This is a genomic window from Paenibacillus apiarius (assembly GCF_017052585.1).
In the GTDB taxonomy this organism is placed as follows: Bacteria; Bacillota; Bacilli; order Paenibacillales; family Paenibacillaceae; genus Paenibacillus_B; species Paenibacillus_B apiarius.
This window is the reverse complement of the sequence record NZ_JAFFHZ010000001.1, coordinates 1,959,724-1,978,651: the sequence shown is the minus strand read 5'-3', so window position 1 is coordinate 1,978,651 and position 18,928 is coordinate 1,959,724. Positions and strand designations below refer to the sequence as shown.

The following is an 18,928-nucleotide window of genomic DNA, read 5'->3' as shown; positions in this document are numbered from 1 at the left end:
TCTCGAATGGTTGCCGCCATTTCGGAAATAATATACACAATTATGTGTGGTACAAAAGGGGAGGAAACAAAATGGCTAAGGCAAAAAAAATGTTGCTGATGACGTTCTGCCTCATGTTGGTCGCGTCCTTGGCACTGGCTGGTTGCGGCAGCAGCAAGAAAGAAGAAGCTGCCGGCGGCACAGGTGAAGCAGCGAAGAACGAAAAGCCGGTTGAACTGATCTGGTACACAATTGGCACACCGCAAAAAGACGTTGACAAGGTTATGGAGAAAGTAAACGAGTACACTGCTGAGAAAATCGGCGTTACTGTAAAAATGAAAATGTTCGACTGGGGCGATTATAACCAAAAGATGGGTGTAATTGCCGCTTCTGGCGAACCTTATGACATCGCTTTCACTTGCTCCTGGGCATTTGATTATGTTGCGAACGCGAAAAAAGGCGCTTTTTATGAACTGGATGACCTGCTTGAGAAATATGGCCAGGACATTAAGAAGAACGTTCATCCATCTTTCTTGGAAGGAGCAAAAATCGACGGCAAAACGTATGCGATTCCGGTCAACAAAGAATTGCCTGCACAAAAAGTATTCCGCTTCAACAAGGAATTCGTTGACAAGTACAACCTTGATATCACGAGTGTAAAAACATTGGACGATCTGGAGCCATTGCTTGCAAAAGTGAAAGAAGGCGAACCGGGATTGTATCCAATCTCCGCTGACAAGCAATTTAAATTCGGCGTTCCTTACGACTTGGTATCTGAAAACTTGCCGCTTGGCGTAGCTTTGACAGATACGACTGACCTGAAACTGGTTAACGTGCTGGAACAACCGGATATGATGAAAAATTTCGAAAAAATGCATGAGTACTACAAAAAAGGCTATCTGAAAAAAGACGCGGCAACGGCTCAAAACGGCGACGAAATGAAAACGGGCAAATGGCTTGTTGACATGCCGGATACACAACCGTTCGCAGACAACCTCTGGTCCCAAACATTGGGCTATGAAGTCGTCTCCACGCCTTACACAGAGCCTTATGTATACAACTGGTCCGTAATGGGTTCCATGCACGGTATTTCCGCTAATTCTCAATACCCAGAGAAAGCAATGGAATTCTTGAACCTGTTGAACTCTGACAAATACTTGCGCAACCTGGTTAACAACGGTATCGAAGGCGTTCACTACAAACGCATTGACGCCGAAACAATCGAATACTTGCCTGCGAAAACAGAGGGTTACGATATGCCGTCCTTTACATTAGGCAACTTCTTCATCTTGGATAAGCTGCCTACTGACCCTAAAGACAAATGGGAGCAATTCGCAGAGTTCAACAATTCCGCTAAAAATGCGCCATTGCTTGGATTCCACTTCAACGGAGACAATGTAAAAACGGAAGTTGCCGCTTTGCAGAACGTAAAAGAAGAGTTCTACGCTTCCTTGTACACAGGAACAGTAGACCCGAAAGTCTATGTTCCGAAAGCAATTGAGAAATTCAAGCAAGCCGGCCTTGACAAAGTTCAAGCGGAAATGCAGAAACAATTGGATGAGTGGAAAGCATCCAAAAAGTAAAGAACAGCAATTCATAATGAGGCAGCAGCATCTCGCCTTGCAGCAGATTTGACAACATGGAATGACAGCGATGCATAAGCGAAATGAATAGCCCAATGTGTGCAATCAGGTGAAGCGTTGGCTTCACCTGATTGTGTTTATATAAGGTTGCTCAATGACCATTTTGAACACGGGCTATATGAGTTGTATTTTCCCAATGGCTTATATACAATATGATTGACATATTTAATGATTTATTTGCTATAGACAAAACACACAGATTGGATTGGAGAAGGAGAGAGCCGATATGGAACGTCTACCGCAAGCCGTGCTTCGCGTGATGGAAGAAGCAAAGACAAAATTGGCGGATAACCCGAAATTGATGCAGCTGTTCTTGAATTGCTTCCCGAACACGCTGCAAACAACGACCAAATTGCACGAGGACGGCACGTCCTATGTCTTTACCGGAGATATTCCGGCGATGTGGCTGCGTGATTCATGCGCTCAAGTGCGCCAGTACATGCCGCTTGCCAAAGACGATGCGGACGTTCGCCGCGTAATTTCCGGATTGGTGCGCAAGCAGCTGAAGTACATTCAAATCGATCCGTATGCCAATGCTTTTAACGAAGAAGAAATTCCGCTTGACCAAATCCATCACCGCGACCAAACGAAATTGAACGGTTGGGTATGGGAGCGCAAATACGAAATTGATTCCTTGTGCTATCCGTTGCAGCTCAGCTATCTTTATTGGAAAGAGACTGGGGATACATCGCTGTTCGACGGAGAATTCAAAACTGTGGCACACATCATCATGGACTTGTGGACTACGGAGCAGCGTCATTTCGAGCACTCGCCATACCGCTTCGAGCGCATGGATTGCCGCAAGACCGATACGTTGAAGAACAACGGCATGGGCATGCCGGTGAACTATACCGGAATGACCTGGTCTGCCTTCCGTCCAAGCGACGACGCGTGCACATTCGGTTATCTCGTGCCTTCCAACATGTTCGCAGTTGTTGTGCTGCGCTACTTGGAGGAAATCGCGGACACGGTGTACCAAGATGCTCCGTTTGCCGCAAAAGCGCGTGCTTTGCACGAAGAAATCGAAGATGGCATTCAAAGCTACGGCGTCTTCCACCACCCGAAATACGGCAAAATTTATGCATATGAAACAGACGGCTTCGGCAACTATAACCTGATGGATGACGCGAACGTGCCTAGCTTGCTCGCGATTCCGTATCTCGGGTATACGACGGCTGACGATCCAATCTATCAAAATACGCGCCGCTTTATTTTAAGCGAAGAGAACCCGTACTTCTATGCCGGGAAAAAAGCGAAAGGCATCGGAAGCCCGCATACGCCGGAACGTTATATCTGGCACATTGCGTTATCGATGCAAGGGTTGACAGCGAATTCCCAAACAGAAATCGACTCGTTGATCCAGCTGCTTACAGAGACGGATGCGGGTACAGGATATATGCACGAAGGCTTCTGTGTCGACGATCCAGCGCAATTTACGCGCGAATGGTTCGCATGGTCGAACAGCTTGTTCTCTGAATTGATTTACCGCGAACGCTGGTTGAAGGCATAACAACTAGAGGAAGAGAGGGATTGAACATGACGAAAAAGACAGCCCATATTATCTCGCACACTCACTGGGACCGCGAATGGTACATGCCTTATGAATATCACCATGCGCTATTGATTGAATTGATGGATACCTTGCTTGATACGCTGGAGCATGATCCAGGCTTCAAGAGCTTCCATCTGGACGGCCAGACGATTATGCTGGAAGACTACTTGCAAGTTCGCCCGGAAATGAAGGGCAAGCTGGAGAAATATATCCACGAAGGCCGCATTCATATTGGTCCGTGGTACATTTTGCAGGACGAGTTCCTGACAAGCAGCGAAGCGAACGTGCGCAATCTGCAAATCGGGCATCGCGATTGCGCCCATTACGGCGGACATATTTCTAAAGTCGGCTATTTCCCGGATTCGTTCGGCAACATGGGACAAGCTCCGCAGATGCTGAAGCAAGCCAATATCGACGTAGCCGTATTCGGCCGCGGCGTGAAGCCGACCGGCTTCAACAACCAAGTATCTGAGGACGCGGCTTATGAGTCTCCATTCTCGGAAATGATCTGGCAATCCCCGGACGGTTCGCGTGTCATCGGTATTTTGTTCGCGAATTGGTACTGCAACGGCATGGAAGTTCCGGTGGACGAGAAGCAAGCGGTCGCCTATTGGGAAAAGAATATCGAAAATGCGGAGAAATTCGCGTCGACGAACCATCTGCTGTTCATGAACGGCTGCGACCATCAGCCGATTCAGACCGATCTGTCCAAGGCTATCGAAGTGGCGAAGAAGCTGTTCCCGGACGTCGATTTCGTTCACTCCAACTTTAATGACTATGTGGATGAGCTGAAGCAAGAGCTGCCTGAGAATCTGCAGACGATACAAGGCGAGCTGCGCAGCCAACGCACGGACGGCTGGTATACGCTTGTCAATACGGCTTCCTCCCGCGTCTATCTGAAGCAGATGAACGCCGAGAATCAGACGCTGCTGGAGAAAGTGGCGGAGCCGCTCGCTGCGTTCGCTCATCAGGCAGGCAAGCCTTATCCGCATCATCTATTCGTGTACGCATGGAAGACGCTGATGCAGAACCATCCGCATGACAGCATTTGCGGCTGCAGCGTGGACGAAGTGCACCGTGAAATGGTTACCCGCTTCGAGAAGTCGAAGCATATGACGGAAATGATTATTAATGAAACAGTCGACAGCTTGCTTAAGCAAATCGATACGACTGTATATAACGGAAAAGGCGCGGTGCCGTTTACGGTGTTCAACACGGCGGGGTATGACCGCAGCGGCGTCGTGGAAGTGAAGCTTGAGCTGTCGCGCCGTTATTTCCGGGAAGGCCATCCGACGAAATTGGCTGCGGAAATGAAGCAGGAGCCAATCGTTCCGGGCGCAATCGTCGACGCGGACGGCAACGTGCTGGATTGCCAATGGGAAGATGCGGGCGTCACATTCGGCTATGACTTGCCGAAGGACAAATTCCGCCAACCATATATGGCGCGCTCCATCAACGTGCGCTTGCAGGCGAAAGATATTCCGGCATTCGGATACCGGACGCTCGCATGGGTGCCAGGAGCGGCGAAAGAACAATCCGCAGGATTGGTTACAGGCGAATTTATGCTGGAGAACGATCACTTGAAGGCACAGGTGGCCGAAGACGGATCGCTTACCTTGACGGATAAAAAGACAGGACACACGCTCGCGGGGCTGAACGTGTATGAAGACGCGGGCGACATCGGCAACGAGTACATGTTCCGCATGCCGGAAGGCTCGAAGCCGTTGACGACGGCAGGGCTGAAGGCAGAGCGTAATGTCGTCGAAAATACGCCGTTCCGCGCGGTCATCGAAGTCACGCATCATTGGAGCATTCCGGTTTCCGCAGATGACACGTTGAAGCAAGAGCAGCTCGACATCGTTGACTTCCCGAAACGGAAGGCACAGCGTTCGATGGAAATGGCGCCGTTCCATATCGTGACGCGTTACACGCTGGACCGCGGAGCGAAGCGCGTGGACGTGCATGTGACCATGGACAACCAGTCCAAAGACCACCGCGTCAGAGCGTTGTTCCCAAGCGGCTTTACAGCCGAAACGCATTTGGCGGAATCGATCTTCGAAGTGGCGCGCCGCAACAACGTGCCGGCTCAAGAATGGGAGAATCCGAGCAACGACCAGCACCAGCATACGTTCGTCAGCGTCAGCGACGGCAAGCTCGGCTTGACAGTTGCGAACAAAGGCTTGTTCGAATACGAAGTATCGCAAGACAATAAAAATACAATTGCCGTCACATTGCTCCGCTCTTCGGGCGAATTGGGCGACTGGGGTTACTTCCCGACGCCGGAAGCGCAGTGCATTGGCACACACACGGCGGAATACGCAATTATTCCGCATGCGGGCGATGCCGTAGCTGCAGGCGTTCACGCCGAAGCGCATTCGTTCCAAGTGCCTTGGATCGTTCGCCAAGTAGACGTGCACGAAGGATGTCTTCCGGCAAACCATGCGTTCCTGGCATGGGAAGGCGAAGGCGTGGCGTTCTCCTCGATCAAGATGGCGGAAGAGACAGGCGACATGGTCGGCCGTTGGTTCAACGTCGCGCACGAAGGCAAGACATTGAACGTCCGTCTGCCGGAAGCGGCGGCAGGTTTCTACCGCAGCAACATCTTGGAGCACACGGGCGACAGCATTGCGTCCGCGGCGAACAACCAAGACGTAGCGATTCAGCTGGGCAGCGCAGAGATCTTCACGCTCGGCATAAAGAAATAATAAGCAATCTATAAATAAAAAAATGGTGGGGCAGAGACTATTTCTGCTTCACCATTTTGCATTTTACTGGCTGCGGCCGCCCCGCCCAGACGTCGAGCGCATCGCATACTTCGCTTTTGAAGCTTGTTCCGCGTCCGTTGCCTGCAGCAGGCACGAGAGATACACCCCGTGCTTCATTCAGCAACAAACCGTGACTATTCCTTAGGTCACTCACACCTATTCAGTCAGCCCCTTTCTTTTATGCCCGTTCCATCCATTGCCATACTCTCCCATGCAATCAGGCAGGATAACATATTAGACGCATTCCGTTGTGTGTAGTGTTAAAGGACGTGCCGTCTTTTATCTGATGGAAGGGGAGAATGAAGCAATAGAATCCTTGCCTTTGCTTGAGGCATCCATTGGCGGAGGTTCTGTTAAGCAGCCATTCCCATTTGCGCCAGATGCTATTTTAGGGACAGTGGCAATCTATGGCGTCCTTTACTCGAAGCGGCTATTGTCCCGAAGAAGAACGGTGCTTCATCTTGTGGGCGCGCCGCTTCAGCTGTTGGAATCGGGTCAGGCTGACGGCCCGGCGGCGGGCGGACTGCGCTCCTTTCGGCAGGCTTACCTGCTGCGAGGTGTAGATGCCGGAATGGCCTGACACCAAGTAGCTGATTAAGCAGGTAAGGACGATGTAGAACGAGCCGGACGTGCCGAATATTTCAAATGCCAAAAACATGCACGCGATCGGCGTGTTGGCTGCGCCGCAGAATACGCCGATGAAGCCAAGCGCCGCAAGGAACGTCATGTCGACGTGAAGCCATGCGGACAAGGTGTTGCCGAGTGTGGCGCCGATAATAAAGAGCGGTGTCACTTCGCCTCCTTGGAACCCAGTGCCGAGCGTCAGCGCGGTCATGAATGCCTTCCAGAAGAAGGACAGCGGCGCGACTTCGCCTTCGAACGACTGATGGGCAAGCGGCAGGCTTAGCCCTTGATAGGCGGTGGTGCCGAGTGCGAGCGTGACGAGCACGATTACGGTGCCGCCAATACCGCAGCGGAGGACGGGATGGGCAATCCAACGCGCCGATATCCGCTTGATGCCGTGCGTCAACGAGCTGAAGCCGCGGCTTGCGAGGCCGAACAAGACGGCGGCGAAGGCGACTTTCAATATCGTCGGCAGCGCAACGCCGGGAAAGAAAGCGGCATAGTGCGAACGATGAACGCCCCATATTGCGGTCGCGGCATAGTCGCCGATGTAGCTCGCGATAAAGCAGGGGAATAGCCCTTCCAGATGCAGCGCTCCGATGGCGACCACTTCCATTCCGAAAATAGCTCCGGCAAGCGGAGTGCCGAATACAGAGCCGAATCCGCCGCTAATTCCGCACATTAAGGCGATTTTCCGTTCTTTGCCGCTCAGGCGGAAGCCTCTGCCGACCCAATCGGATAAGCTTCCGCTCATTTGCACCGCGGTCCCTTCCCGTCCAGCCGAACCGCCCAGCACGTGCGTCACGAGCGTACCGAACAGTACGAACGGCGCGAGCCGCTTCGGAATGCGCTCGTGTCCCCCCTGAATTTGCTCAAGTATGAGATTGTTCCCTTTGGCACATGAGCCCCCATACTTCCAATACAAATAACTGACCGTCATTCCCCCGATCGGGAGGAAGTAAAGCAAGTACGGATTGGCTTCCCGAATGCTCGTTACAGCCTCCAGGGAAAGCAGGAACAAGGCGGAAGCGGAACCGGTCAATATGCCGATAACAGCGGAAATGATGAGCCATTTGCACAGTTGGCGCACCGATGCCCGTTCATTTGCTTGCAACACCTTCATGATGATAGAACTCCTCTCGGCTGACTGTGTCACAACATAAAAAAGACCCCTATCGAAAGGCGAAGGCGTCGCGTTTCCGAATAGGAGTCAGTAGCCCGATAAAGGGCGATTATGGTCGAACGTTATCGTCCCAGTGGACGGCGTGAGTCTTCAGATTTTATTGTAAATAAGTACTGATTGTATTTCAATACCATTTTCACTAGTAAAATCTTAATGAAATGGAAGGGGCAAAGACGTTTGCTGCTTATTCGGCTTATACCCCGATAACGGTCAATTCTTTCGGATAAGAAGTCAGCACCTTGACACCTGTTTCGGTGACAGCAACATCATCTTCTATGCGCACGCCTGCGACCTGAGGAACGTAGATGCCCGGCTCTATCGTAAAGGCCATGCCGGCTTGGAGCCGATCTTCATTCTGGTCATGTATGGACGGATATTCATGAACATCTATGCCGAGACCATGTCCGAGACGGTGGGTAAAATACTGGCCGTACCCCTTCTCCGTGATGACTTGGCGCGCTGTCCGATCCAGGCTGCCGAACGTGACGCCCGGCTTCACCGCTGCGATCGCCGCTTCATTCGCGGCAAGCACCGTGTCGTAAATCTCTTTGCATGCCGCATTCACTTCGCCGACGGCAAAGGTGCGCGTTATATCGGAAGCATATCCGTTCAAGTATACGCCCAGATCGAACAGCAGAAGCTCGCCCTCTTGGATTATGCGCGTACCCGGAATGCCGTGCGGCAGTGCGGAGTTTTCCCCTGCCAGCACCATCGTGCTGAAGGAAGGACCGTCTGCGCCGAGCTTCTTCATCAAATATTCCAATTCCGCCACGACTTCGATTTCGGTCATGCCTGTACGTACTTTACTTACACCTTGACGAAGCACGTCTTCGATGAGGTTTACGGCGTCTTTCATTCGCGCGAGCTCATCTTCCGTCTTAATAAGCCGCATGCTTTGCAGTATTGGACCAGCATCCGCGTATCGTTGCGCCTGCACGGCATGGTCCAACGCTTCAAAACGATGCAGGGACATATGATTTTTTTCGATGCCGAGGAGAGGAATGCCGTGCGGCAGGTGCTGCTTCAGCAGATCATACGGGTTATCCGTATCTGCGTGGGTTGCGATCCGCTTGACGGAGGAAGCGGAGGCCGCTTTATCCTCATCGAGAGCAGGCACAATCAATACCGGTTCCTCGTGCTTCGATACGATGAGGCCAAGAAAGCGCTCATGCGGATCGCAGGCAAACCCGGTCAAATAATATACATGCTTCGGATCGGTAATGAGCATCGCAGGAAGTGATTCCTTTTCCATCGCCTTCATCAGCGAGTTCCACTTTTCGTTCATCTCGATTCATCCTTTCACTATAACTGCTGTTAAATCGAAGATACCACGAACGATTGGAAATTGCGAATGGACAAACTGAAAAAAAGGAGTATTATATATATTACAGACTGAATATTTTCATTTGTTTTCATATAATGTGTTTTAATCTGTATCAGTGTGTTTATTCTATTGATAGGAACATAGAAAGGGTGACCGACATGAATGCAACGAAAGAACAACCACAACATCAAGTCGTTAGCCGCGGGGCAGACATCGTCGTCGAATGCCTGATGCGGCAAGGCGTCTCTCACATATTCGGCATTCCGGGGGCTAAGGTAGACAGTGTATTTGATGCACTAGTAGATCAAGGCCCTTCTTTGATCGTGTGCCGTCACGAACAGAATGCCGCGTTTATGGCTGCCGCAGTCGGACGCTTGACCGGCAAACCGGGCGTATGCCTCGTCACGTCGGGGCCGGGCGCTTCCAATCTGGCCACTGGTCTCGTGACCGCTACGGCGGAAGGGGATCCCGTCGTAGCCTTGAGCGGTGCGGTATCGCGTGCGGATCGTCTGAAGCGGACGCACCAATCGATGGATAACGCGGCACTGTTCCAGCCCGTAACCAAATATAGCGCCGAAGTGCAGCATCCGGACAATTTGCCTGAAGTGCTCACGAATGCATTCCGGGCAGCGACGTCGCCGCGCCCGGGTGCAGCACTCGTCAGCTTGCCTCAGGACGTCATCACAAGCCCGGTCGAAGTGTCGGCGATCGGTCCGCTTCCTTCACCGAAGCTGGGGGCCGCTCCTTCTGAAGAGATCCGGGCGGCAGCCGAAGCGCTGCGCGGGGCGCGCATTCCAGTCATTTTGCTCGGCATGAGAGCAAGCGCGCCGGAAGCGACCTATGCGATCCGTGAATTGATCTCTCATACAAATATACCGGTTGTAGAGACATTCCAGGCAGCCGGGGCCATCTCGCGCGAGCTTGAAAGCCACTTTTTCGGACGGATTGGATTGTTCCGCAATCAGCCGGGTGATGATTTGCTGGCGCAAGCCGACGTTGTGCTAACGGTAGGCTATGACCCCGTCGAGTATGATCCGAAGTTCTGGAACGGCGACGGGCTGCGCCACATTGTTCATGTGGATGAGGTTCAAGCTGATATTGACCACGATTACCAACCGAATCTGGAACTGCTCGGCAGCATTGAACGGACGATACAGGAATTGACGAAGCACCTGTCCGGTCTGCAGCGCACGCCGGAAGCCGCCAAGCTGTGCGATTCCCTGCAAGCGAAGCTGTTGGAAGCTTGCGAGCCTCCAGAGCATGTGCGGGAAGGATTGCTGCACCCGCTGCAAATTATACACAGCCTGCGCCGTGTCATCGATGACAAGGTGACGGTAACGTGCGACGTCGGCTCGCACTACATCTGGATGGCGCGCTACTTCCGCTCTTATGAGCCGCGCCGTTTGCTGTTCAGCAATGGAATGCAGACACTAGGCGTTGCGCTGCCATGGGCGATTGCCGCAGCGCTGGTACGACCCGGAGAGAAGGTCGTCTCGGTATCTGGCGATGGGGGCTTCCTCTTTTCAGCCATGGAGCTGGAAACGGCTGTAAGGCTCCAATTGCCTATCGTGCATCTCGTATGGAATGACGGCACGTATGATATGGTCGCCTTCCAGCAGCAAATGAAATACGGACGCACCGCAGGGGTTCACTTTGGCCAGCCGGATATGGTTCAATTCGCCGAAAGCTATGGGGCACAGGGCTACCGCGTCACCGATCCGGACGACTTGGTGCCGACGCTGCAGCGGGCGCTGGCGGCGGAAGGGCCGGTCATCATCGATATTCCGGTCGACTACAGCGACAACATCACATTGGGCAACATGCTTCTGCCGGATCAATTCCATTAAAAAGCAAGGAGGACATAACATTATGAATGCCGTTTTACAACCGATGGAGGAGCAACAAGAGCAACCAAAACAACAGGCAGCGAACAATAACCCCCTTGCCGGCCATGCGCCTCGGGGGGGTGCTTCAGAACCCGTCACCATCTTTCAGACATCCACGATGAGCGCCTTGCTGGATGGTGTGTATGAAGGGAGCATGACGATGAAGGAATTGGCCCGGCACGGAGACTTCGGCCTCGGAACATTTGATGAATTGGACGGGGAATTAATCGCGTTCGATGGCGAGTTCTATCACCTTCGTCATGACGGGAGCGTCAATCCGGTTCATGCGGAGGAGATGACACCGTTCGCCTCCGTCACCTATTTTCAGCCAGAGACGACGTTCACCATCGATCGCCCGATGAGCCGCACGGATCTTGAAGCATTAATTGACGGCTTGCTTCCCAGTGAAAACTTGTTTTATGCGCTGCGCATGGATGGCCAATTCGAACAAGTGGTGACTCGTACGGTCACGAAGCAGAAGCGTCCGTACCCGACATTGGTCGAGGCGACAAAATCCCAGCCGGTATTTACACTGAATCAAGTCGAGGGGACAATGGCCGGATTTAGAATGCCGGCATTCGCCCAAGGCTTGTCTGTGGCAGGCTACCATCTGCATTTTGTGGATGATGACCGTACAGGCGGCGGACATGTGCTGGATTTTACGCTGCTTGGCGGAACGGTTCAGATTGGCCAGCCGGCGGAGCTGCACCTTCATTTTCCGGAAACTGCGGGCTTTATGAACGCTGATTTGACTGGCCGTGACGTGGCGGGTGAAATCGAGATTGCGGAAGGCGGGGCTTCCCGCTAAATTTCTGGGAAGCGCATGCGAAATAACTTAGCCAAGAAGGTCTGAATGGGAGAGCATGGAGCCCGTTTGGGCCTTTTTTTACGGAACAGGCTTGTTGTTTCTTTCCTTAGCAACGCTCTCCCTAAGAGTCAGAGGAGCTGCGGAAATGTACGGGAAATGCACCGGGACATGGCAAGGAAAGAAGTGCGGGAATGAAGATGGATAGCGGGGTACGCAGGCAGAGACTATTCCATATGGAGCCTTTCCTGATTCAGGGGGAGAATAGGCATGAGGGAGATGGGCCGCCACGCTCTCATCTCCCTAAGTCCAATGACTTTGCTGCATCGTGTCACAGTTGTCCCCGATACCACTGCACATATCCGAGCTTCCACGACAGGAAATAGCATAGCGCGATCCCGCCGAGCAGCAGAGCGAATAAGAGCCAGTCCTTCCAGGTGACGCGCAGCTCCGTGTAGTAGATGCGGCCGCGCCGTCCGGTGAAGCCTTTGGAGATCATGGCGGCTGCCACACGCTCCGACTTGCGGATGGCGGAAGCAAGCAGCGGAATGGCATATCGCTTCCAAGCGCGCAGCTTGTTCTTCCAGCCCCGTTCGCGTTCGACGCCGCGCATGCGGTGAGCATGCTGCAGAATGCGAAGCTCTTCCTTGAAGAACGGAAGAAAGCGGTAGCCGGCCAGTATGCCGTATGCCCATTTCGGAGACAGCTTGCACTGCTGCATCAGGCTCAGCATGAAGCGGACAGGATCTGTCGTCAGGATGAATATGAGCGATAGCGCAGAGAAGATAAGCACTCTTAGGCCCAGTGACAACGCTTGATGAAGGGTTGCTTCTGTCACGATGAACGATCCCCACTGCCAGAGCGCGGCACTCGCTTCGGTAGCGGCTGAACGGGGAAACAGAAGCGCCGTCCACACGTAGCCAAAGCCCATAATAAAAAAGGGGGCAAAGCCCAACAGCCATCTGCGCCAAGGCACCCGCCCCAATCCGAACGTAAAAAGGATGGTATAGGCGAGCGCCAAAAGCGGCGTTACCGGATCAAAGGTAAGAGACAGCAAAATGACGGCCACAATAATCGCCAGTCCCTTGATGCTAGGATTCCAATCCCGCAGCATCATATCCTAGCACCGCCTTCCGCATGTTGATTTAGAGTGCGGAGCTGTTCGGCCACCGAATAATTCATCGGCATGCGCAGATGATTGGCCTCCAGCAGAGAAGCATGCTCCCTCCATAAGGCGGCTGGAGAGCCATCATAACGAATCTGTCCCTCGGACAGCACGATGACACGGTCTGCATACGCCTCAACCCATTCCATATCATGGGTAATCATAAGCACGGCCGCACCGCCTTGCACCCGTGAATGGAGCATTTCCATCAGCTGCTTCGAGGCGTAGGCATCTTGGCCATAAGTTGGCTCGTCGCATATGAGCAGCTGCTGGCTGTCGGTCAGTACAGCTGCTACGCTAAGACGCCGTTTTTGGCCTTGGCTAAGCGAGAACGGGTTGGCATCCTCCATTTTCGTCAACCGGAAACGGGTCAATGTGCCGGCGACTTGCCTTTGAACCTCCTCTTCGCCTATGCCCTGCAGCCGGAGGCTGAACGCAAGCTCGTCGCGCACCGTATCCGCTATGAACTGGTGCTCTGGATTTTGAAACACGTAGCCGATAGACGCCCTCAGCTCCCGTTCGGCGTAACGATGAAGGTGAATCCCCTGCAACAGAATGTGCCCCACGTCCGGCCTGGTCAGTCCAGATAGAAGCGAGGCGATCGTGGATTTTCCAGCCCCGTTCGGTCCGACAAGCGCCACCCATTCTCCAGCATGGAGTGCAAGAGTGACTCCGTCGATGACGGCACGCCCTTGGCGGCGATAAACGAGTCCGTTCGCTTGCAGCAAGACGCGGTCTCGTGTATGCGGCCGCTTCGTCTTCGTTGGCGTCAAGAGGCGCAGCGCTGTCGCCTGTGCTTCGCGGGGAAGGGAACACAGCGCGGCAAGCAGCTGCTGCTCCGTCAGCGGCGGATCGCCTGTATACATAGCGGTGTCGGCCAATGCGTTCCCGGCCGTGCCGTCTGCCTTCCCGGACGCGGGCAAATCCTCCGCCAGCGCCTGCTGCAGTTCAAGCGCGCGAGGAAGCCAAATGCCATGCGCCTTGGCCTCGATAACGCGATGCTTGAAATAGGAAGCGGGCAGTCCGTCATAGGCGATCGTTCCGTCCGCATCCATGACGAGCAGGCGATCCGCTAAGCCAATCCAATCATCAAGCTGATGCTCGATAATGAGCAACGCAAGTCCTTCCTTGCGCGAAAGCTCAGCCACGAGGCCTGCGAACTGGCGTCTGGCATGCGGGTCGAGATTCGATGTCGGTTCGTCCAGCACGAGCATCCGCGTGCGAAGGGCCAATGCGCAGGCAAGGGCCAGCTTCTGCTTCATTCCTCCGGACAGCTCGTGGATGAATGCATGGCGCCAGTCGTTCAAACCGACTTTATTGAGCACTTCGTGTATGGCAGAGTCCATGTCCGTGCGGGGGCAATTCCGATTTTCGAGACAGAAGGCGATTTCCTCTTCCACCCGCAGCATGCAGAACTGGCTCTCGAAATCTTGAAACACGATGCCGATGAGCTGAGCGATATCTCCCGATTCATAGTCTGCCAGCGGCTTGCCATATACGCTCACCCGTCCCTTCACTTGGCTGTCGACCGCGTAGGGATACAGTCCGGTTAGGCAGAAAGCGAGCGAGCTCTTGCCGCATCCGCTCGGACCGAGCAGCAGCACGGTCTCGCCTTCGCGAACAGCAGCGTCGATATCGGAAAAAACGGGCTCCCCGTGCTCTTCGAATGCGAGCGCGAGACTCTCCGCTATGACTGCCATCCTGCCGTCGTGCTCAACGTTCCCTGCTGGAGCAGAAGCAGCATGACCGCGGCCTGTTGCAAGAAGCTGACCGGGCGTCATCTTACTTGCGCTCCTTCGCTATCGGGAAGCTGCGCAGGACGCCGGTCTTCGCCAATGCATCGGCAATCCATTTGCCGAGAAGGCCCGAAATGAGCGCTCCGCTAATGCAGCGAGCTACGAGCATGGCGATGACGAGACCGAGGGAGTAGGCCCCGAATCCGCTGCGGAAATAACCCCATACAAAGCTGAATATGGCGGAACCTACGCCGGCTAGCATCAGGACCTTGGTTGAATAGCTGCGGTAGCGCGAAGCGGCAAACACGGCTTCAGCTCCCAAGCCTTGAATAAGGGCGGACACGATCAATATCGGTCCTACGGCGTTGCCGATGAGAACTTCCACGACACCGGCGACGGTCTCCGAGATGACTGCCGCTCCCGGTTTGCGGATAATATAGGCTGCGATTATCGACACAATAAACCAAATGCCGAATATAACTTCGTATCCCATCGGGCCCATAAAGCCGACAAGCACATTGCCCAATTGCAAAAAGAGCAAATAAATAACCGCAAAGACGACGGATAAAGAGCTAAGCACGATAATATCGCGTAATTTCCATTGATTGTTCATGTACAGTTCCTCTTTTCACCACGTTTTATCTCGATGCCATAGGATGTGCTGCAGCTGTATGAGATCCTGTTTTTAACCGCATCGAAGGCTGCAATGTTTTGTGCGTTACCTGATCGCGTCAATGTGTTATGCCCGCTCTTTCTTCGATGGGCTGTTGGCCGAAATTGTCGCCGTCATCACGATATGCGAAGCATCGGAAGCTTGCGCTTTTACAAATGCATGCTCCAATGTTGCGAATACCCGCTGCGCGTCTCCGTCCAGCCGGCTGGCGTAATGGGCGCTTCCGCCGAAGGTTCCTTCTTCTTTGGCCAATGCGACGATATCGTAAATTGTATCCATGTAGCTTGTAGAACCGAGCGGATAGAGCGAGAATTGGGAAGCAGCCTCGAACTGGATGGCCTGGCAATGTCGGGCATTCAAGCGGATGTCGTCTTCGCTCAAATATACATCCCCTTCCGAATCTCCCGGACAGCCAATCGAAAAGGTCGCATTCAGCACGACATGCTCCCCGCCTGCCGCACTATGTAAAAATATCGACTGAACCACGTCAAAGACGTGTTCGGTCCGTCCGCGCACACATGTGCTCACATCATCGGTTTTGGACCAGACCTTGGACATGTCCGTTTTTTTCAAGGCCTCCATAATGATGTCGACGAAGCGATCGCTCATCGGATAAATCGAGAATCGGCAGCCGACAATGCGGCTTGATCCGCAAGATGCAGTGTTCATCGTAAAATCCTCCCTTGTTGCGGTATATTTGGCTGGCGCAACAAAAAAACTGCACCATGAATCAGTGCAGTTTCGCTTTGAGATAACGTCCAGTCTTCATGCATGATGAAGCCAAGGTCTATATCCATCAGTCGACTACACTTCCCCACGCTAGTATTATCTAGTTCGGGTCATAAGGGTTAACAGCGTTGCCGCTGCCTCTCAGCCTGTTCAAGCACCCCTAGTGTTTCGAAATTACTATGCGGTTGTTCGTATGCCTTGCCGCTTCCATTATACAACGGACGGCTGGATTGTAAAGGGATAATTAAGCGCCGTGACCCGATTATCGGATTCGGGCAACGGTAAAGTCTCCCGACAACGAACCCAGCTCAGCGCCCAGCAGGGACGTTGCCACAGAACCGCGAGCGTCCAGAATGTAACGGAATTCATAAAATCCGCCAAGTGTCGCTTTGAAGTTGGTTTCCCAATAGTTAGTCATCAGCCATGCGTACGAGTCCGGCTTGGCATCTTGCTGCTGCGTATGAACAAGACGGCGGCCGAAGCCGAGCGGTCCGAGCTGTATGAGCGGCGTGTCCGGCGTGCCGAGGAGCAATGTCCGGGACTGTGCTTCATTGACCCATGCCAACCCTTCTTGAATGCACATGTAATCCAGCAAGGTGCCAGGCAATTGGTCGATCCAAGGCCGCACGATGGCGCCCGCCTTCTCAACGCACAGCGTATCCTGAGTGCCATCGCCATTGGTGAACGGCAGCGCGACATAGACGTTTTCCGGCAGCCAGACGCTGTCTTTATGCAGACGGACGGATACGTCAACACGGTTCATCGTCGCATACACCTTCAAAAAGAGGGCGTAATAGCTCATGCCCGGCACTTTATACAATAGCTCGACCGTTGCGTAGAGCGGTCCGTTCTCGAGCGGACGGACACGGATGAGCCGCCCGGCAGAACGATCGACGTCCAGACCTTTGCGATTGCGGCCCATTCGGCTGCGGACCGACCAGACCTGGCTCTGATTCGTGGCGTCAGCAACTGGAGTCACCTCGTAGATTGGGGTGAAGGCGCCGTATTCGCGGTCTTGCCGCAGCATATCGGCTCCTGTTTCTTTGTTGCGCCACATCACGATCCCGCTCTCTTCCTTCCACTCGATACGGACGAAGGGAGATTCGACACTATGCTGCGAAATGATGACCGGACCGTGCGCGGATGAATTCCCCGACAGGTCCTCCATATCGTACACGCGGTCACTGCCGACCAGCCGTGTGCTGGAAGTCATATAACCGGCTGTGCGCCCTGTTCCGTTCTGCGGACGAATGAGCAGCGTGCATTCTTCGCCTGCATTCAACCGCACCTCGACGATAGCCGCTTGCGGATGGGGGAGTTGGTGCGGCATGACTTGACCGGTGGCTTCATTCACCACTTCCAGCCCGTTCTGGAACAAGGCGGGCTCCCAGCCGTCTATCGCCAACGTGACGAGTTTGTTCGCCGGAACCGTGTCCGTATTGATGACGCGGTAGCGGAACGGACGCTCCGGATACAGCGTGGAAGCGCCTTGGGCGAAGAGCGTCTTGTCCAGCGCCCGATGAGCCAAGCGGCTCGCTTCCGCGGCGTAAGCCTGCTTGCGCACTTCAAGCAGCTGCACGTTCGGATGCCACGGCTCGGCGATGGAAGAATGGTAACCCCACGTATGCTCGGCGTACATGACGAGCGCTTGCTCCGCCGCGGCTATTTCGTCTGCCGTCACGCTGTGAGCGTGCGCATCCAGCCGTCTCACTTTGCGAAGCGTCCGCTGCGCATCACGGAACAGCTGCGTATGCATTGCCGTTGAGCCTGCGCCGTCCGACCACCAATCCGGCCAATCGCCGCGGTATACCGGAATCGCGTTGACATCCTGCTGTCTAAGACGGGCAAAGAAGCCGCTTAGCGTTGTCAGTTCGATACGGATCTTATCCCCGTATTGCTCGTTCCATGTGCGGATGAATTCCATAATGCGGCCATTCGGCGCCGCGTTATCCGTGCCTAAGCCCGACAGCATGACGGGAACGAAATCGTAAGGATAGCGTTCCTCTTCCAGCTTGCATACGTAGCGATGCAGGCGGATGCGCGCAATATCGTCATGGCGCGAATCAATAAGCTGATGGTCGAATTCGTCCTGGATCATATATTTTCCAAGCGCATTCGGGCACAGCCCAAGCTCGTTGCCAAACATGTAATGCTCGCCGTTCCATACGAGCAGCCGTTCCCCGCTTGGGGCTTCCCACCAGAATGGTGTCTGCTTGCGGCCGAGCGCGAACATGCCATGATGGGTATGGATGCAACTGAATAAGTGCTTGATGCCGTTAGACAGCAAGCTATCGGCATAGCCCCAGCCGTACCCGTTAATGTCGGCGGTCATGGCGGAGTCTATCGTATGGCCAATCGATTTGGCGTACGCTTGCGCCTTGCTGTGTATGCTGTGCAGCAGATCGTAATCCGGCAGCTCCGTCATGTTCAAATAGGTGCCGGACAACTCGATATCGCCGTTTAAGACCGCAGCTGCGAATTGCCGGCGCTCCTCATAGGATGCGCTTTCAAGGAATCGTTCGACTGCCCAGAACGTTTCGCATGTCCATTTGAAGCCCTGCCATTCGGGCCGTGCTCCGTCCTTGGCTTGCCGCAAGATGTTCAGCGCTTGGCGAATGAAGTCGGCATGATAGTGCCCGATTCGCTCCTGCCGCTCGGTATAACCGATATCCGTATGCGAATGGTGGATGGCATAAATGGTCCAAGTCCGCTTCGGGGCGGGTGTCTCGGCAAGGGCAATGCGTTGTTCCAGGTTCATCATCGTGAATCACTCCTTTAATTAGTATGGGATTCCGGGGAGGAGCGAACATGCTGTCATTCCCCGGAATACAATGTCGGCAGCCAAGACGGACGCACCGTCAGGC

The 18,928-nt window shown here is 53.8% G+C and carries 13 protein-coding genes and 1 riboswitch; of the genes, 5 read left to right on the top strand and 8 right to left on the bottom strand.

Annotated elements, in window-relative coordinates; all coding sequences use genetic code 11:
• Positions 1-71 precede the first annotated feature (71 nt).
• From JSQ80_RS09085 to JSQ80_RS09075, 3 genes are all read left to right on the top strand, one after another.
• Entirely contained in the window at positions 72-1,562 is a 1,491-nt protein-coding gene (locus JSQ80_RS09085; RefSeq protein WP_206095072.1) for an ABC transporter substrate-binding protein, read from the top strand.
• A 286-nt stretch (positions 1,563-1,848) separates the two neighbouring features.
• Positions 1,849-3,132, top strand: coding sequence for a glycoside hydrolase family 125 protein (locus tag JSQ80_RS09080; RefSeq protein ID WP_087433907.1), 1,284 nt, complete (start codon positions 1,849-1,851; stop codon positions 3,130-3,132).
• 26 nt (positions 3,133-3,158) lie between these two features.
• Positions 3,159-5,879, top strand: coding sequence for an alpha-mannosidase (locus tag JSQ80_RS09075; RefSeq protein ID WP_206095071.1), 2,721 nt, complete (start codon positions 3,159-3,161; stop codon positions 5,877-5,879).
• Between the two features lie 37 nt (positions 5,880-5,916).
• Here the strand turns inward: JSQ80_RS09075 and JSQ80_RS09070 are convergent, their stop codons facing one another.
• The 3 genes from JSQ80_RS09070 to JSQ80_RS09060 form a co-directional block, all read right to left on the bottom strand.
• On the bottom strand, positions 5,917-6,066 hold the full coding sequence (locus JSQ80_RS09070) for a hypothetical protein (protein ID WP_206095070.1): 150 nt from the start codon (positions 6,064-6,066) through the stop codon (positions 5,917-5,919).
• 303 nt (positions 6,067-6,369) lie between these two features.
• Positions 6,370-7,686 (bottom strand): voltage-gated chloride channel family protein, encoded by a 1,317-nt coding sequence (locus JSQ80_RS09065; RefSeq protein WP_206095069.1) that lies wholly within the window; start codon positions 7,684-7,686, stop codon positions 6,370-6,372.
• 253 nt (positions 7,687-7,939) lie between these two features.
• Positions 7,940-9,031: a M24 family metallopeptidase gene (locus tag JSQ80_RS09060; protein WP_206095068.1), complete on the bottom strand. Its 1,092-nt coding sequence runs from the start codon at positions 9,029-9,031 to the stop codon at positions 7,940-7,942.
• Positions 9,032-9,228: 197 nt separating this feature from the next.
• Between JSQ80_RS09060 and alsS the strand changes: the two genes are divergently transcribed.
• Together alsS and budA are read left to right on the top strand one after the other, a co-directional pair.
• Positions 9,229-10,917, top strand: coding sequence for an acetolactate synthase AlsS (gene alsS, locus JSQ80_RS09055; protein ID WP_206095067.1), 1,689 nt, complete (start codon positions 9,229-9,231; stop codon positions 10,915-10,917).
• Positions 10,918-10,939: 22 nt separating this feature from the next.
• The gene (gene budA / locus JSQ80_RS09050; RefSeq protein WP_206095066.1) at positions 10,940-11,764 is read left to right on the top strand and encodes an acetolactate decarboxylase; all 825 of its coding nucleotides are present in this window, start codon (positions 10,940-10,942) and stop codon (positions 11,762-11,764) included.
• A 328-nt stretch (positions 11,765-12,092) separates the two neighbouring features.
• Here the strand turns inward: budA and JSQ80_RS09045 are convergent, their stop codons facing one another.
• The 5 genes from JSQ80_RS09045 to JSQ80_RS09025 all read right to left on the bottom strand — a co-directional run bounded on the left by JSQ80_RS09045 (position 12,093) and on the right by JSQ80_RS09025 (position 18,825).
• Positions 12,093-12,878 (bottom strand): energy-coupling factor transporter transmembrane component T family protein, encoded by a 786-nt coding sequence (locus JSQ80_RS09045; RefSeq protein ID WP_206095065.1) that lies wholly within the window; start codon positions 12,876-12,878, stop codon positions 12,093-12,095.
• Positions 12,875-14,707, bottom strand: coding sequence for an ABC transporter ATP-binding protein (locus JSQ80_RS09040; RefSeq protein ID WP_206095064.1), 1,833 nt, complete (start codon positions 14,705-14,707; stop codon positions 12,875-12,877). The genes JSQ80_RS09045 and JSQ80_RS09040 overlap by 4 nt, the downstream gene beginning before the upstream one ends.
• A 1-nt stretch (position 14,708) precedes the next feature.
• A complete protein-coding gene (locus JSQ80_RS09035; protein ID WP_206095063.1) occupies positions 14,709-15,275 on the bottom strand; it encodes an ECF transporter S component in 567 nt (188 codons plus the stop codon).
• Positions 15,276-15,401: 126 nt separating this feature from the next.
• Complete coding sequence (locus JSQ80_RS09030) at positions 15,402-16,004, bottom strand: YkoF family thiamine/hydroxymethylpyrimidine-binding protein (RefSeq protein ID WP_206095062.1); 603 nt, start codon at positions 16,002-16,004, stop codon at positions 15,402-15,404.
• Positions 16,005-16,129: 125 nt separating this feature from the next.
• Positions 16,130-16,236, bottom strand: a riboswitch (TPP riboswitch).
• Between the two features lie 90 nt (positions 16,237-16,326).
• Positions 16,327-18,825: a glycoside hydrolase family 38 N-terminal domain-containing protein gene (locus tag JSQ80_RS09025; RefSeq protein ID WP_206095061.1), complete on the bottom strand. Its 2,499-nt coding sequence runs from the start codon at positions 18,823-18,825 to the stop codon at positions 16,327-16,329.
• Between the last annotated feature and the right edge of the window lie 103 nt (positions 18,826-18,928).

What these genes read in the sequence shown, in the direction of transcription:
- JSQ80_RS09085 (WP_206095072.1), top strand. Translation starts at nt 72, where the DNA reads ATGGCTAAGGCAAAAAAAATGTTGCTGATGACGTTCTGCCTCATGTTG.
- JSQ80_RS09080 (WP_087433907.1), top strand. Translation starts at nt 1,849, where the DNA reads ATGGAACGTCTACCGCAAGCCGTGCTTCGCGTGATGGAAGAAGCAAAG.
- JSQ80_RS09075 (WP_206095071.1), top strand. Translation starts at nt 3,159, where the DNA reads ATGACGAAAAAGACAGCCCATATTATCTCGCACACTCACTGGGACCGC.
- JSQ80_RS09065 (WP_206095069.1), bottom strand. Translation starts at nt 7,686, where the DNA reads ATGAAGGTGTTGCAAGCAAATGAACGGGCATCGGTGCGCCAACTGTGC.
- JSQ80_RS09060 (WP_206095068.1), bottom strand. Translation starts at nt 9,031, where the DNA reads ATGAACGAAAAGTGGAACTCGCTGATGAAGGCGATGGAAAAGGAATCA.
- alsS (WP_206095067.1), top strand. Translation starts at nt 9,229, where the DNA reads ATGAATGCAACGAAAGAACAACCACAACATCAAGTCGTTAGCCGCGGG.
- budA (WP_206095066.1), top strand. Translation starts at nt 10,940, where the DNA reads ATGAATGCCGTTTTACAACCGATGGAGGAGCAACAAGAGCAACCAAAA.
- JSQ80_RS09045 (WP_206095065.1), bottom strand. Translation starts at nt 12,878, where the DNA reads ATGATGCTGCGGGATTGGAATCCTAGCATCAAGGGACTGGCGATTATT.
- JSQ80_RS09040 (WP_206095064.1), bottom strand. Translation starts at nt 14,707, where the DNA reads ATGACGCCCGGTCAGCTTCTTGCAACAGGCCGCGGTCATGCTGCTTCT.
- JSQ80_RS09035 (WP_206095063.1), bottom strand. Translation starts at nt 15,275, where the DNA reads ATGAACAATCAATGGAAATTACGCGATATTATCGTGCTTAGCTCTTTA.
- JSQ80_RS09030 (WP_206095062.1), bottom strand. Translation starts at nt 16,004, where the DNA reads ATGAACACTGCATCTTGCGGATCAAGCCGCATTGTCGGCTGCCGATTC.
- JSQ80_RS09025 (WP_206095061.1), bottom strand. Translation starts at nt 18,825, where the DNA reads ATGATGAACCTGGAACAACGCATTGCCCTTGCCGAGACACCCGCCCCG.